General features: G+C 70.1%; 12 protein-coding genes and 1 riboswitch. Of the genes, 11 read left to right on the plus strand and 1 reads right to left on the minus strand.

Translation table 11 applies throughout. From position 1 onward, the window contains the following. The first annotated feature begins 181 nt into the window (after positions 1-181). A complete protein-coding gene (locus QSK05_RS05615; protein WP_285594592.1) occupies positions 182-1,678 on the plus strand; it encodes a cell division protein PerM in 1,497 nt (498 codons plus the stop codon). Positions 1,679-1,682: 4 nt separating this feature from the next. Here QSK05_RS05615 and QSK05_RS05620 read toward each other — a convergent pair whose 3' ends face one another. After that, on the minus strand, positions 1,683-2,375 hold the full coding sequence (locus QSK05_RS05620; protein WP_285594594.1) for an MFS transporter: 693 nt from the start codon (positions 2,373-2,375) through the stop codon (positions 1,683-1,685). A gap of 143 nt (positions 2,376-2,518) precedes the next feature. On the opposite strand from QSK05_RS05620, the gene purN reads away from it, so the two are divergent. The 10 genes from purN to QSK05_RS05670 all read left to right on the plus strand — a co-directional run bounded on the left by purN (position 2,519) and on the right by QSK05_RS05670 (position 14,585). Further along, positions 2,519-3,151 carry a phosphoribosylglycinamide formyltransferase gene (gene purN, locus QSK05_RS05625; RefSeq protein ID WP_285594595.1) on the plus strand — a complete coding sequence of 211 codons (633 nt, stop codon included), beginning with the start codon at positions 2,519-2,521 and terminating at the stop codon, positions 3,149-3,151. A gap of 38 nt (positions 3,152-3,189) precedes the next feature. Further along, positions 3,190-3,276, plus strand: a riboswitch (ZMP/ZTP riboswitch). A 54-nt stretch (positions 3,277-3,330) separates the two neighbouring features. Further along, on the plus strand, positions 3,331-4,938 hold the full coding sequence (purH, locus tag QSK05_RS05630; RefSeq protein ID WP_285594597.1) for a bifunctional phosphoribosylaminoimidazolecarboxamide formyltransferase/IMP cyclohydrolase: 1,608 nt from the start codon (positions 3,331-3,333) through the stop codon (positions 4,936-4,938). A 46-nt stretch (positions 4,939-4,984) separates the two neighbouring features. Further along, positions 4,985-5,257 (plus strand): DUF3017 domain-containing protein, encoded by a 273-nt coding sequence (locus tag QSK05_RS05635; RefSeq protein ID WP_285594599.1) that lies wholly within the window; start codon positions 4,985-4,987, stop codon positions 5,255-5,257. Positions 5,258-5,421: 164 nt separating this feature from the next. Continuing rightward, the gene (locus tag QSK05_RS05640) at positions 5,422-6,690 is read left to right on the plus strand and encodes a toxic anion resistance protein (protein WP_285594600.1); all 1,269 of its coding nucleotides are present in this window, start codon (positions 5,422-5,424) and stop codon (positions 6,688-6,690) included. A gap of 24 nt (positions 6,691-6,714) precedes the next feature. Next, positions 6,715-7,365: a hypothetical protein gene (locus tag QSK05_RS05645; protein WP_285594601.1), complete on the plus strand. Its 651-nt coding sequence runs from the start codon at positions 6,715-6,717 to the stop codon at positions 7,363-7,365. Continuing rightward, entirely contained in the window at positions 7,362-8,831 is a 1,470-nt protein-coding gene (locus tag QSK05_RS05650; RefSeq protein WP_285594602.1) for an AAA family ATPase, read from the plus strand. The genes QSK05_RS05645 and QSK05_RS05650 overlap by 4 nt, the downstream gene beginning before the upstream one ends. Further along, positions 8,828-10,084 (plus strand): GlnX family signal transduction membrane protein, encoded by a 1,257-nt coding sequence (locus QSK05_RS05655; protein WP_285594604.1) that lies wholly within the window; start codon positions 8,828-8,830, stop codon positions 10,082-10,084. The genes QSK05_RS05650 and QSK05_RS05655 overlap by 4 nt, the downstream gene beginning before the upstream one ends. Positions 10,085-10,095: 11 nt before the next feature. Continuing rightward, the gene (locus QSK05_RS05660) at positions 10,096-11,133 is read left to right on the plus strand and encodes a glutamate ABC transporter substrate-binding protein (RefSeq protein WP_285594606.1); all 1,038 of its coding nucleotides are present in this window, start codon (positions 10,096-10,098) and stop codon (positions 11,131-11,133) included. A gap of 58 nt (positions 11,134-11,191) precedes the next feature. Next, positions 11,192-12,325: a hypothetical protein gene (locus tag QSK05_RS05665; RefSeq protein WP_285594608.1), complete on the plus strand. Its 1,134-nt coding sequence runs from the start codon at positions 11,192-11,194 to the stop codon at positions 12,323-12,325. 1 nt (position 12,326) lies between these two features. Then, positions 12,327-14,585: a serine/threonine-protein kinase gene (locus QSK05_RS05670; protein ID WP_285594610.1), complete on the plus strand. Its 2,259-nt coding sequence runs from the start codon at positions 12,327-12,329 to the stop codon at positions 14,583-14,585. Positions 14,586-14,632 lie beyond the last annotated feature (47 nt).

Here is a 14,632-nt window from a genome sequence, read left to right on the forward strand (position 1 = left end):
CGCGCGGTTCCGGCCGCAGGAAGTCCGTGGTGGCGGGCTTCCTGCGGCCGTACGCGTTTTGTTCCTGGGAAACGCAGGACGACGCGGACGCCTTTGGCCCGCATTGTGACTCTCGTCGGATCTGGCGACACCCCCGTTGAAGTCCCACGTCATCGGCGATTCCTGCACCAGCATGAACCGGATGAGCACCGTACGGGACCACATCGGCACACCCACGGGCACGGTGGTGCGGGGACCGGGCCGCGGGCCGAACGTGGTGCTGTACGCCGCGGTCGTCGCCGCCCAGGCTGCGGCGGCCTCACTCGCCGTGGTGATGGTGCCGGTGGTGCTGGCCTGGGCCACCGCCTCGTACAGCAAGGCCCCGTGGACCGATGTGGTGCAGTTCGGGATCGGCGCCTGGCTGCTCGGGCACCACGTCGGCATCGTGATCCCGGACGGCCACCTCGGTCTCGTCCCGCTCGGCCTGATGCTCGTGCCGGTGATGAGTTGCTGGTTCGGCGGGGTGCGTCTGGCCCGCGGTCTCGACCCGAACGCGGACGCGATCCGCGAGGGCATCGGGCGGGCCCGGCCCAAGGCGCCGACACCGAAGGCGATGGGCGTGTTCGTGTTCAGCTACGCCGGTATCGTCACGGCCATCGCTGCGCTGAGCACCCAGCCGGCGGTGAGACCGCTTCTGGGACAGGCGTTCGCCGGTTCGATGGTGATCGTCTGCCTGTCCGGTGCCGCCGGGATGGCCGCCTGGGTCGGCGGTGGGGTCGTGCCCGGTCTGCGCCTCTTGGTCGACAAGACCCACAGTCCCAAGGTGATCCGTCGTTGCCTGCGCCCGGTGCTGCTGGGGGTTTCCGTCCAGCTCCTCGCCGCCTTCGTCCTGCTGCTGGTCGCGGGCGGGCTGGGCTGGAGCCGGATGGTCACCTTGCACAGCGCCCTCGGCACGGGCCTCGTCGGCGGGGCCGTACTGGTGTTCGCCCAGCTCCTGGTCGTGCCCAACCTGATGATCTGGGCCGCCTCCTACGCCACCGGGGCCGGATTCGCCGTCGGCTCCGGCACCACCGTCGCCCCCGGGCAACTGGACGTCGGGACCCTGCCTGCCCTGCCGGTTCTCGGCGCTCTTCCGGGTGGGCCCGGGCCGCAGTGGCTCTGGCTGCTCGTCGCGATCCCGGCCGTCGGTGGGGTGGTGACCGGGGTGCGTGTGCTGCGGATGCCACTGGGCCGCAACTTCCTGCACCTCGACGCGTCGTCCACCCGCCAGATGATCGAACGGGTACCGCATCACGTGCGGGTGCCCCTGGTGCGGTCGGTGGTGGCGACCGTGCTGATGACGCTGGTCTGGACGCTGCTCGGCTGGCTCGCCGGGGGCGCGGCGGGGCCCGGGCGCCTGGGCACGATGGGGCCGGACGTGCCGGAGTTCGTGCTCTGGATGGCGATCGAGAGCGGTGCCGCGATCGTGCTGACCGTGGCGGTCGGGCTGGGGGTCAGGACGCTGGTCCGGGGCCGTTCGCAGCCGGACCGTTCGCCGTCCGATCGTTCGTCGGCGGACCGCTCGCAGCCGGCCGGGGCGGCTGCTTCCTCGCAGCGGACACCGGCGGCCGGGGTGCCTCGCCCGGCCTCGCCGGCCTCTCTGTCGGGTGCGGCCCGGGATCCGCTGGAGTGGCTCGACCGTCCCGGGCCGCCCTCGTGAGGCCCTAACCGTTACGGGTGCGGTCTCGCATGTCCTGGAGGATCTTGTCGAACCGCTCGTTGTAGTCGTCGGTGCAGACCTGCTGGGCGGACTCGGTGTTGGCCCGGGCCTGGCACTGTTCCAGGTCGGAGACCGCCGGGTAGTACACCGCGTGGGCCACCAGGACCAGCATCAGGTACCCGGTCATACCCAGACCGAACAGCGTGAAGATGATGCCGCGCGAGCCCAGCCCGGCCCGGCGCATCTCGGCGAGGCCGATCACCACCTTGATGCCCACCCAGCCTGCGGCCAGGCCCAGGGCGATGCCGCCCAGCCGGAACGGCAGCTCGAGCTGGGCCACGATCATCAGGCCGAGCACCATGATCATGAAAAGTCGCAGTCGGGAACGCGTCTGAAGAGCGGTGGCCTTCAGCTCCTCGGCCGTCTTGCGGCGGCGTTCGGGCCTGTTCCAGCCGGAGTTAGGTGGGTAGGGGGCCTGCTGCCAGCCCGCTTGCGGCGGGTACTGGGGTGGGTACTGCGGTGGGTACTGGGGTGGGTATTGCGGTGGGTATTGCGGTGGGTATGGGGGCGCCGGGGCCTGCCCGTTCCCCGCCGGTGCGCCGTCCGCCTCGGCCGGGCGGTCGTCGGGCGGCACCGGGGTCGTCTCCGGCGCGTCGGGCCAGTTGTTGCTCGGCCCGGGATTCGGGGTGCTCGGCACGGCTCCTCGTCGTTCGCTCGGTGGTCGTCGTTCGCTCGGTGGCCGCCCTCGGCGGCCGAAAGCGTTCGAATGTTCTCAAATAATGCGCTGCCGCCGGGACGCGGCGCCCGGGCACCGCCCGAAGCTGGCTATCGTCTCCGTTCGTGACCGAGGAACCGCAGGTACCCGCTTCCCAGCCGCGGGTGGCCGTCATCGTGTCCGGCAGCGGCACTCTGCTGCAGGCACTTCTGGACAACGCACAGGGTTACACCATCAGTTCCGTGCTCTCCGACCGCGCCGACGCGCTGGGTCTGGAACGGGCGCGGGCGGCCGGTGTTCCCACTGCGGTGGTGGAGCTGAAGGACTTCCCCGACCGCGCGGCCTGGGACCGGGGTCTGCTGCGGGCGGTCGAGACGTTCTCGCCCGACCTGATCGTGCTCGCCGGCTTCATGCGGATCATCGGTGAGCCGCTGTTGACCACGTACGGCGGCCGGATCATCAACACCCACCCGGCCCTGCTGCCCGCCTTCCCGGGGGCGCACGGGGTCCGCGACGCGCTGGCCCATGGGGTCAAGGTCACCGGCTGCTCGGTGATCATCGTGGACGCGGGCACGGACACCGGTCCGATCGTCGCCCAGCAGGCGGTGGACGTCCTGGACGACGACTCGCAGGAGTCGCTGCACGAACGCATCAAGGTCATCGAGCGGAACCTGCTGGTGGACGTGGTGGAGCAGATGGCTACCACCGGCTGGCAGGTCGACGGCCGGCGTGTGCGCCTGGGGCGCCCCGCAGGCTGAACGGCGCTGAACCGGTGGCGGGGTGGGCGTTGCTAGGATGAATCCGCCGTGACTGGCGTTCGGGTGGGCAACCACCGGGGAGCGGTGCAGTGTCGTCCTCTGGGTCGTTCGCCTGGGCCCTGAGCTGCAGCGACTGCTGCGCAAACCCCTGACGGCAGAACACCGCTTGGAGTGAACGCATGACGTCCGACCCCACCACCCGGCTCCCGATCCGCCGGGCCCTGGTCTCCGTCTACGACAAGACCGGTCTCGAAGACCTGGCCCGTGGTCTGCACGAGGCCGGGGTGGCCCTGGTCTCGACCGGTTCCACCGCCTCGCGCATCGCGGCCGCCGGGGTGCCGGTCACCAAGGTCGAAGACCTCACCGGCTTCCCCGAGTGCCTCGACGGCCGGGTCAAGACGCTGCACCCGAAAGTGCACGCGGGGCTGCTGGCCGACCGCCGGCTCGACTCGCACGTGCAGCAGCTGGCCGAGCTCGGGGTCGAGCCGTTCGACCTGCTGATCAGCAACCTGTACCCGTTCACGGCCACGGTCGCCTCCGGGGCCACGCCGGACGAGTGCGTCGAGCAGATCGACATCGGCGGCCCGAGCATGGTGCGCGGCGCCGCGAAGAACCACCCGTCGGTGGCCGTCGTGGTCGACCCGGCCCGTTACGCCGATGTGCTGACCGCCGTCACCGCGGGCGGGTTCACCCTGGCCCAGCGGCAGCAGCTGGCCGCCGCCGCGTTCCGGCACACCGCCGAGTACGACGTCGCGGTCGCCTCCTGGATGGGCAGTGTGCTGGCCCCCGCGCAGGACGGCAGCGCGTTCCCGGTCTTCTCGGGTGCCACCTACGAGCGCGAGACGGTGCTCCGCTACGGCGAGAACCCGCACCAGCAGGCCGCGCTGTACCGCAGCGAACGCCCCGGCCTGGCCCACGCCGAGCAGCTGCACGGCAAGGAGATGTCGTACAACAACTACGTCGACACCGATGCCGCCTGGCGGGCCGCGCACGACCACGGTGACGAGCCGACCGTCGCGATCATCAAGCACAACAACCCCTGCGGTATCGCGGTCGAGGCCGGTGCGGGCGGTGTGGCGAGCGCCCACCTCAAGGCCCACAACTGCGACCCGGTCTCGGCCTACGGCGGCGTCGTGGCCACCAACCAGACCGTGAGTGTGGAGATGGCCGAGCGGCTCTCCGAGATCTTCACCGAGGTGGTGGCCGCTCCCGACTTCGAGCCGGCCGCGCTCGAGGTGCTGACCCGCAAGAAGAACATCCGGCTGCTGAAGGTGCCGGTCGACACGGCTCCGCCGGCGGTCGAGACCCGGCCGATCAGCGGTGGCCTGCTGGTTCAGAACGTCGACCGCATCGATGCCGGTGCCGGTGACGACTCGGCCACCGGTGGCGACGCCCCCTCGAAGTGGCGCCTGGTCTCCGGTGAGGCGGCCGACGAGGCCACGCTGGCCGATCTGGAGTTCGCCTGGCGGGCCATCCGCGCGGTGAAGTCCAACGCCATCCTGCTGGCCGACGGCGGTGCCAGCGTCGGCATCGGGATGGGCCAGGTCAACCGGGTGGACTCGTGCCGCCTGGCGGTGGACCGGGCCGGGGCCGACCGGGCCAAGGGCGCGGTCGCCGCCTCGGACGCGTTCTTCCCGTTCGCCGACGGTCTGCAGGTCCTGCTCGACGCCGGGGTGCGCGCCGTGGTGCAGCCGGGCGGGTCGATCCGTGACGAGGAAGTCATCGCCGCGGCCCAGGCCGCCGGGGTGACCATGTACCTGACCGGTACCCGTCACTTCGCCCACTGATCAACGAACTGTCGAGCTGACGAGACAAGCGGGGAGCTGAACTTCGGTGGAAGGGCCGTCGCTACCGGTACGCCGGATCGCGTTCCTGGTCGTGCTGCTTCTGGTGGCGGCGTCCCTGCCACTGACCATGCTGGTGAACTTCCAGGTCGGTGGCTACTCGCTCGCCCTGGCGGCGATCGTCGGCGGCACCGCCCGGGCGGTGCTGCCGCCCTACCTCTGCCTGGGCCTGTTGGTCCGGTCCCGGCAGCAGGACGTCCTGACCATGTTCGTCCTGGGTGTCGCCATTGCGTTGCTGGCGTGGAAAGTCCCCGGCGGATGATCCGCCCGGGCGGGGCGAGCACATAGGCTGACGAGAGACCGGACGGGCGTCCGGATGCAACGTGGATCCGGGGCAAAGCGTTCTGAGTGATGGGGCCCGCTCCGGGCCCCGGGAGAAGTCCGATGCCCGTGCCGGCGTCGGGGAACTGACGCGAAAGGGATCTCATGAGCGAGCCTACGAGCCCCGGTTTTCAGGCTGCTGCCACCCGCCCGAGCCCGCTGGAGCCCCCGGCGCCGTCGGCGCCCTCGCTCACCCTGTCCGCGCCGGAGCCGCCCCCGGTGATCGCGCAGACCCAGGCGCACGAGCTGGCCCCGGCCGTCGACCCGGGCGCCGTTCCCGGGCTCGACGCGAAGGTGAACGACTACATCGGCTCACTGATGACGGCCGATCCCAAGTCGCCGGAGTTCGCCAGCCGCACCAACGACGTGCGCACGATGGGCGACACCGACATCCGGGAGGCGGCCGACAGCTCCAACCGGCTGCTGCAGGTGCCCGTGCGGGCCCTGAACGAGGGTGGCCTGTCGCAGGGCTCGAAGGTCGGCTCCACGCTGGTCGAGCTGCGGCGCACGGTGGAAGACCTGGACCCGAAGGGTGCCACCGGCACCAAGAAGATCCTCGGGATGATCCCGTTCGGCAACAAGGTGCGGGACTACTTCCAGCGCTACCAGAGTGCGCAGGAGCAGCTGAACGCGATCATCCAGGCGCTCTACAACGGTCAGGACGAGCTGCGTCGCGACAACGCCTCCCTGAACCAGGAGAAGCAGCAGCTGTGGACCACCATGGCCCGGCTGAACCAGTACATCTACGTGGCCGAGCGGCTCGACGCGCGGCTGTCGGCCACGATCGCCGAGCTGGACGCGACCGATCCGCAGCGGGCCAAGGCCCTGCGCGAAGACGTGCTGTTCTACGTGCGGCAGAAGCACCAGGACCTGCTCACCCAGCTGGCGGTGTCGATCCAGGGCTATCTGGCGATGGACATCATCATCAAGAACAACCTGGAGCTCATCAAGGGCGTCGACCGGGCGACCACGACCACGGTCTCGGCGCTGCGCACGGCGGTCATCGTGGCCCAGGCGCTGTCCAACCAGCAGCTCGTGCTCGACCAGATCACCGCGCTGAACAGCACCACCTCGCGGATGATCGAGAGCACCTCGGAGATGCTGAAAGACAACTCGGCGCGCATCCAGGCCGGGGCCGCGTCGGCCGCGGTCGGCCTGCCCGAACTGCAGCGGGCCTTCGCCAACATCTACGCGACGATGGATGCCATCGACACGTTCAAGGTGCAGGCGCTCGACACGATGGCCTCCACCATCGGCACGCTCGAGACCGAGACCACCAAGGCCCGCGGCTATCTCGACCGGGTCCACGCCAACGACCAGCGCACGTCCGAGGCCTCGCGCGGCGGTTCGCTCGACCTGGGGATCGGGCGCTGAGCATGCTGACAGAACGGGGCCACCGTGTCCTTCGGTGACTGGCTCGGAAAGGTGTTCGGGAAGGATCCCGAACCGGATCAGCCCCGTCTGGAGCTGCCCAAGGTCAAGAGCAGCGCCGAGCTGCTGGCCGAACTGGAGCAGTTCGAGCGGGAGATCGCCACGCGGGTACCCACGATGGTGATCTCCCGGGTGTCCCGGGTGACGTCGATCGTGCGGGAGACCATTCCGCGGCTCGACCAGCTCGGGGCCGGCAGTTACCAGGCGCACACGGTCGTCGCCACGGCCACCAGCTATCTGCCGGAGGCGGTCGGCGGTTACCTGCGCCTGCCCCGGTCGTGGGCCGACACCCGGCCCATCGCGAACGGCAAGACCGCTCTGCTGCTGCTCTGCGACCAGCTCGACCTGCTGGCCTACAAGATGGACCAGATCCTCGACGCGGTCGTCCGGGCCGATGCCGCCGCGCTGGTGGCGCACGGTCAGTTCCTGGCCGAGAAGTTCGCCGTGGGAAGCTCTCTCGAGCTCGGTGGGCAGATCAACGTGCCCGCCCAACCCGGCTCGGCAACCATGCCGCCGGCCGCGCCCGGGAGCCCAGGTGCGTCCACCATCGACACCGAACCCGACGACGAGCCGACCAGAGGGCCGTTGCGTCGGCTCGACCCGCCGGGAGCGTCGTGACCGAACACCACGAACTCGTGCCGGCCCTCGAGAATCTCATGGCGACAGGCATGTCGGCCGGTCTGCAGCGGGATCAGGTGTATGCCGAGGGGGCGTCGTTCGCCGCGGCCATCGCCGAGTCCGCGCCCGGTGGTGCGCAGGACTGGGCCGCTCATCTGGGGCGCACCGTACAAGACTTCTTCGACGCCGCGAGCAGTGCCCGGCGCTGGCGCAACGCCCCTACCGCCCTGCTGACCGGTCTGGTGAACGATCGTTCGCCCATCGCGACCGACTATGCGAGAGCCCTGACCGAGGTGGCTTCCGCCGCGTGCTCACTCGGCGAGCCGACCATCCGGGTCGTGGCCAATGCCTCGGCCGCTTCGGCCGCGCAGCTGGCCGGGGTGAAGGTCTCGCCGGCACCGACAACAGCACCAGCACCAGCACCGTTCCAGGAGCCGGTCTCGGTCCAGGATCTGCCCGGCGGCTGGCGTTTCACCGGTACGCCCGACCCGGCCGGTCCGATGGCTTCGCAGGCCTCGGTTCCCGCGGTAGAGCCGGTGGTTGAGCCGGAAGCGCCTGAGGTGCCTGCCCGATCGCTGGCCGAGCTGCTGGCTGAACTCGATGCGCTGATCGGCCTGACCTCGGTGAAGAACGAGATCCACCGGCAGGCGCAGCTGTTGCGGGTGGAGAAGCTGCGCGAGGAGGCCGGGCTGCGCAGCGTGACGATCACCCGGCACCTGGTGTTCAACGGCAACCCGGGCACCGGCAAGACCACGGTGGCCCGGCTGGTCTCCGGCATCTACCGGGCTCTCGGGCTGCTCTCCAAGGGGCACCTGGTCGAGGTCGACCGGTCCGAGCTGGTGGCCGGCTACCTGGGCCAGACCGCCGCGAAGACCGCCGAGGTGGTCAAGAGCGCGCTGGGCGGAGTTCTTTTCATCGACGAGGCCTACTCGCTGGCCGGTGACGACTACGGCACCGAGGCCATCGACACGCTGGTGAAGGAGATGGAAGATCACCGCGACGACCTGGTGGTCATCGTGGCGGGCTACCCCGGCCCGATGGCCGGGTTCATCGCCAGCAACCCGGGACTCTCCAGCCGGTTCCGCACGGTCATCGAGTTCGACGACTACACCGACGCCGAGCTCGAGCAGATCTTCGCGGTGCACGCCGGCAACGCCGACTACGAGGTCGGTGAGACGACCCGGGCCCGCTTCCGCGAGCTGCTGCCGGAAGGTGACCGACCGGTCGGGTTCGGCAACGGGCGCTGGGCGCGCAACATGCTGGAGGCTGCGATCGGGCACCAGGCCTGGCGGCTGCGGGACGTCGAGGCGCCCACCCTGGAGCAACTGCGGGAACTGGCGCCCGGTGACCTGGACGGAAACAGTGATGAACTGAGCAACGAATTCGGGGGTTCCGGCGTCGGCACGGATGTGAGCGTTCACAACGAGGCCCACGTGCCGGACAAGGGAACGGAGCACGCACCATGAGCCTGACGACTTTGCCGGAACAGCGGGGCGTCGCGCGGCGCTCGTTCTCCGGCACGCCTGGCCGTCTGCGGCTGACCGCGATCGGCGCCGTCGTCGCGGTCCTGATCTCCGCGGTGCTGGGTGCGGTGGCCCTGAAGATGCGGTCCGACGCCCTCGGCCGGGCCGATTCGTCGGCGTCCCACCTCCTGCTCCTGCAGAGCGTGCAGACCAACCTGGTGACGGCCGACGCCGATGCCACCAATGCGTTCCTCAAGGGTGGTCTGGAACCGCAGGAACAGCGGATCGGCTACCTCCGCGCACTGGAGGCGGTCTCCAAGGGCCTGACGACCGCTGCCCGGCACAGCTCGGAAGACGCCGAGGCGCTGGGCGAGGCCAACGCGGCGATCAACCGTTACGCGGGCTTCGTGAGCTCGGCCCGTGCGAACAACCGCCAGGGTTTTTCCGTCGGGGCCAGTTACCTGAAATCGGCCAGCGCGTTGCTGAACTCTCAGGCCGAGGACGAGAAGGGCGCGATTGCCCTGATCGAGGAACGGACCGAGGCTGATACCCAGGCCGTGGCCGACGCCTACGCCGACGCCGGGTTCGCCCGCTGGCTCCTGCTCCTCTCGGCCGTGGTGGGTATCGGCGGCCTGCTGTATGCGCAGGTCACACTCAGCCGACACTCGCACCGCTATCTCAACCTGCCGGTTGTCGCGTCCACCGTCGTGCTCGTGGTGACGCTCGGGGCGGCAGCGGCGCTGATGGCGTCGGCACAGAGCCAGGCCAACGACGTGCGCTCGGAATCCCTGCGTCCGGCCCAGGATCTCAGCAACTCACGGGTGGCGGCCTTCACCGCCAAGTCGACCGAGAGCCTGACCCTGATCCAACAGGGGTCGGCCACCCCGGACGACACCCTCTGGAAGAAGAATTACGAGAAGGCGCTGGACCTGGTCGACGGCGACTCGAAGGCCCAGCTCGAGGCTTATAAGGCCCAGCACGAGAAGATCAATCAGCTCGATGTCGACGGGGCCTGGCGCAGCGCGGTGAATCTGGCTACCTCCGATTCCGACACCTCCGCCAACGCGCTCTTCTCGCAGTACCAGGACTCGACCGAGACCGACCTGGAGAAGGTCTCCGGCGAACACATTTCGGACGGCCTCGACTCGGCGCGTGACCCTTTGCTACCGGTGGCCGCGCTGCTCCTGCTGGCGGGTCTGTTCTGTGCCGCGGCGGCCTGGCGGGGCGTCTCGTTCCGACTCAACGAGTACCGGTGAGGGTGATGACCATGAAGCGACCTCGCCTTCTGGCGGTAGTAGGTGCCACCGCGCTGCTGGCCGGCTGCGGAACCGCCACCACGTCGGCATCGCCGACGTCCCGACCGGCGACCCAGCCGGTGTCACAGGCCCGTCCGGCGGCCGCACTGGCCGCCGACGACACCATTCCCACATGTCCCCAGGACGGAAAGTCCGCCGTGGCGTCCATCGATCCGGGCAGTATCACCACGTCCGCGAGCTCCTGGCCGAGCGGCTCCACCATGGCCGATATCAAGGAGCGCGGAAAGCTGATCGCGGGCGTCGCGGGTGACGTCACGCTCTGGGGTTCGCGTGACCCGTTCACCGGCAAGCTCGCCGGTTTCGACGTCGACGTGGTCAAGCGGGTGGCGCAGGAACTCGGGCTCGACCCGAACCGCGACGTCGAGTACAAGGTCATCAACTTCGCCCAGCGTCTGCCGAAGCTCCAGGAGCACGAGGTCGACCTGGTCGCGGACACCATGACGATGAACTGCGCCCGCTGGTTCGGCACCGACGCCAACAAGACCAACTACATCAACTTCTCCACCGAGTACTACCGGGCCGGCCAGAAACTGCTGCTGCGCAGCGACTCCGACGCCACGAACGTCGAAGACCTGGGCGATGCCACGGTCTGCACCACGGAGGGCTCCACCAGCCTCGAGAACATCAAGGACCTGGTGAAATCCACGGTGGTGGTGAGCGATGTGGGCGAGTGCCTGGTGAAGTTCCAGGAGGGCGAGGCCACCGCGATCACCAGTGACGACACGGTGCTCGCCGGGTTCGCGAAGCAGGACCCGTACGCCAAGGTGATGGCGGGCGACCCGCTCAACATCGTGCCGTACGGTCTCGGCACCGCGTCCGACGCCGCCGACCTCACCCAGTTCGTCAACGTGGTGCTGGAAGACATGCGGCGTGACGGCACCCTCGACCGGCTCTACACCAAGTGGATGAGCGGCAGCGGCACCCAGCCCGACGTGCCCCCGGCGGTCTACGGGCGCACCGAGGCCGAGCTCACGAAGGACCGGGGCTGATGTCCCGTTCACCCCTGGGCCAGCGGCAGCGGCGGGTGTCGTGGTCGAATTGCCGACGATGACACCAGTAGCGCACGCCATGGCCCCCGTCGCCCCCGGCCAGCTGGGCCAGGCGATCGGGGTGGACGAGCTGCGCACCTACCTGGGTGCGCTCGACGACTGGCGGGCCGCCCGCAAGCGTGAGCTCGACCAGATCGACGCCGCGGCACTGCGCTCGGACGAGGCCGACAGCTACACCGGCGACCTGTCGCTGGCCATGACCATGTGGCAGTCGGTGAGTGACCGCTGGACCCAGCTGACGACGATCTGGGACTCCGGACGGGTCGGCCCCCAGCAGCGCGAGGAGATGTCCCGGGTGATCTGGGGCACCGGTACCGGCGCGGGGTCGGGCAGTGCGACGGGCGCCATCGGTCTCTCGCTGGCCGAGGCCTGCCGGCTGTCCGACGCCCTGACCGCAGCCCTGCGGGCCCGGCTGTCGTTCGACCCGATGGCCGCCGACGTCGCCGCCCGCATCCAGGCCACGCGCGCCACCCTGGAACGCTGCCGCGAGCAGCTGGCCGGGGGGCACACCGCCCGGCCCCTGTCATTGCCCGACCTGGACGAGCTCACCCGGCGGCTGGACGAACTGGCCGCCCGGGCCCGGAAGGGGTCCGACGTCAGCGGGCCGTTCGCGGCGATCGAGACGGCGGCGGCCCGGGCCGAACGCGACCTGATCATGGCGGCGGCCGCCCATCGCGGTCTGGGCCGGGACTACCGCGCCGCCCTGGAACGCCGCCGGGAGCTGGAGGCCGAGGCCGACCAGCTGGACAAGCTCGTCGAGCGCACCCGTGCCGCCGTGGTGCCGGCGCCGAAACTGGCCGTGCCCGACGTGTCCCGGCTCGGCAAGGTGCCGCAGACCCGGGAGGCGCTCGACGCCTTCCGCGGTCGTCTCGACCTGGTCGGCACCGCGATGAAGCAAGTGCGTGACACCTACACCTCGGCCCTCGGCGAACCCGGCGTCCTGCTCGGGCTGCTGCGTGCCTTCGCGTCCAAGGCCCAGGCCAACGGCCGCGCGAAAGACCCGCTCGTCGCACTCGTCAGGGAACAGGCCGAGACAGCGCTGTCGGCTGTGCCCTGCCACATCCTGGACGCCCGCAACCTGGTGGAGAACTACCAGCGTCTGATCGTCCCGGTTCCCGGGGGAGGAATCTGACATGACCTCGACTCCGCTCTCCTGCATGCAGCCCGGCTGTACGGGCACGATCGAAGACGGGTACTGCAATGTCTGCGGTGCCCCGGCCTCGATCGGTGCACCGACCCCGGCGCAGGGTGCTCTTCCCGACCCCGACGCCGGCTACGCGACATCCACCCGCACCGCCGCGTCGTCGTCCAACCGCCTGGCCAGTGCACCGCTGGGCTCCGCCCGGGCCCTGGGGGGCACGAACAACACCCGCCGGCTGGGGTCCACCTCGTCCCGTACCCGCGCGGCCCGGCTCGGCGCGGGCATCACCACTGTGCCGCCGGCCCCCGTGCCCAACCCGCTGGCCGCGGTGCAGGACAATCCGCAGGTTCCGGAGAACCGCCGGTTCTGCCCGAACTGCGGTAACCCGGTGGGCCGTTCGCGGCAGGGACGGGAAGGCCGGCCGGAGGGTTTCTGCCCGAACTGCCGCTCACCGTTCTCGTTCACACCCAAGTTGAAGCCGGGCGACCTGGTCGCCCGGCAGTACGAGGTGGTCGGCGCGATCGCGCACGGTGGTCTGGGCTGGATCTACCTGGCCAAGGACAAGAACGTCTCCGACCGCTGGGTGGTGCTCAAGGGCCTGCTCAACTCCGGTGACCCCGACGCGCTGGCCGCGGCCATCGCCGAGCAGCGGTTCCTGGCCCAGGTCGAGCACCCGCTGATCGTCGAGATCTACAACTTCGTCACGCACGACGAGGCCGGCTACATCGTCATGGAGTACGTCGCCGGCCAGTCGCTGAAAGACATTCTGAAAGAACGGATGCGCACCTCCGGCGGGGCCTACTCGCCGTTCCCGGTGGACCAGGCGATCGCCTACATCCTCGAGGTACTGCCCGCCTTCCAGTACCTGCACGACACCGGGCTGATCTACTGCGACTTCAAGCCTGACAACATCGTTCAGGCCGGTGACTCGATCAAGCTGATCGACCTCGGTGGCGTGCGCCGCATCGACGACATGGACTCGGCCATCTACGGCACCGTGGGCTACCAGGCCCCCGAGGTGCCCGAGGTGGGCCCGTCCGTCGCCAGCGACCTCTACACCCTCGGCCGCAGCCTGCTCTCGCTGGCCATGGAGTTCCGCGGCAACACCAGTACCTATGTCACCAGCCTGCCCAGCGTGGCCGACACCCTGCTGTTCCAGCGGTACGACTCGCTGTACCGGCTGCTCGCCAAGTGCTGCGCCCCCAACCCGGGCGACCGCTTCGCCACCGCGGACGAGCTGCGCACCCAGCTGCTCGGCGTGCTGCGCGAGGTGGTGGCCGCCGACCGTCACGGCGAACGGCCCGCCTCGCACTCCACGGCCTCGCTGCTGTTCGAGCCGCCGGTGGTCGAGGGCGACCGGCTGCAGTGGGACAACCTGCCCCGCCTGCGGGTGGACGACACCGACCCACAGGCCGCCTGGCTGGCCTCGATCAGCGTCGACGACCCGCCGGCCAAGCTCGACCTGCTGCTCAACGCGCTCAACCCGTCGGTCGAGGTGCGCCTGGCCACCGCCTACACCGCGGTCGAGGCCGGCGACCTGGACACCACCGATCGCGTGGTCGGCGAGATCCTCAACGAAGACCCCTGGGAATGGCGGGCCATCTGGCTCGCCGGGCTCGGGGCCCTGGCCCGCGGGGACGCGACGGCGGCCCAGGCCGCCTTCAACGCGGTCTACGGCCAGGCCCCCGGTGAACTCGCGCCCAAGCTCGCGCTCGCCGTGGCCTGCGAGGAGGGCGGCCAGCCCGACATCGCCGAGAGTCTCTACCTGACCTGCCTGCGCACCGACGCCAACTTCACCGCCCCGGCCGCGTTCGGCCTGGCCCGGATCCGTTCGCAGCGGCACTCGCAGGGTCAGGGTGAGCTGGAGGCGGCGATCGCGGCGCTGGACATGGTGCCGACCACGAGCCGCAGCTTCGTCAGCGCCCGCCGCCAGAAAGCCGCTCTGCTGGTGGGTTCCGGCGCCGGGCTGGACGCCCTGTCGGCCGCGTTGGACAGTGTCGCGGCCGTGCGGCTCGACCCGCGCGACCGCGCCCAGCTGCGGGTCGACGTGCTGGCCGCGGCCCTGACCGATGTGCAGCAGACCGGAGAACGGTCCGACGTCCTGCTGGGCGGTGTGCCAGCACAGACGCCACAGTTGCAGGACGGTCTGGAAGGGGCCTACCGCGAACTGGCGGGGCTCACCGAGAAACGTGACGAGCGGGTCCGGCTCGTCGACGAGGCGAACCGAGTGCGCCGCTGGACCTGGCGGTGAGCATTCCGAACCGACTGCCGAACCGACAGCCCGACCGAAACGCCAAG

Origin of the sequence: Kineosporia sp. NBRC 101731, assembly GCF_030269305.1 — a bacterium.
In the GTDB taxonomy this organism is placed as follows: domain Bacteria; phylum Actinomycetota; class Actinomycetes; order Actinomycetales; family Kineosporiaceae; genus Kineosporia.

What these genes read in the sequence shown, in the direction of transcription:
- QSK05_RS05615 (WP_285594592.1), top strand. Translation starts at nt 182, where the DNA reads ATGAGCACCGTACGGGACCACATCGGCACACCCACGGGCACGGTGGTG.
- purH (WP_285594597.1), top strand. Translation starts at nt 3,331, where the DNA reads ATGACGTCCGACCCCACCACCCGGCTCCCGATCCGCCGGGCCCTGGTC.
- QSK05_RS05640 (WP_285594600.1), top strand. Translation starts at nt 5,422, where the DNA reads ATGAGCGAGCCTACGAGCCCCGGTTTTCAGGCTGCTGCCACCCGCCCG.
- QSK05_RS05655 (WP_285594604.1), top strand. Translation starts at nt 8,828, where the DNA reads ATGAGCCTGACGACTTTGCCGGAACAGCGGGGCGTCGCGCGGCGCTCG.
- QSK05_RS05660 (WP_285594606.1), top strand. Translation starts at nt 10,096, where the DNA reads ATGAAGCGACCTCGCCTTCTGGCGGTAGTAGGTGCCACCGCGCTGCTG.
- QSK05_RS05665 (WP_285594608.1), top strand. Translation starts at nt 11,192, where the DNA reads ATGACACCAGTAGCGCACGCCATGGCCCCCGTCGCCCCCGGCCAGCTG.
- QSK05_RS05670 (WP_285594610.1), top strand. Translation starts at nt 12,327, where the DNA reads ATGACCTCGACTCCGCTCTCCTGCATGCAGCCCGGCTGTACGGGCACG.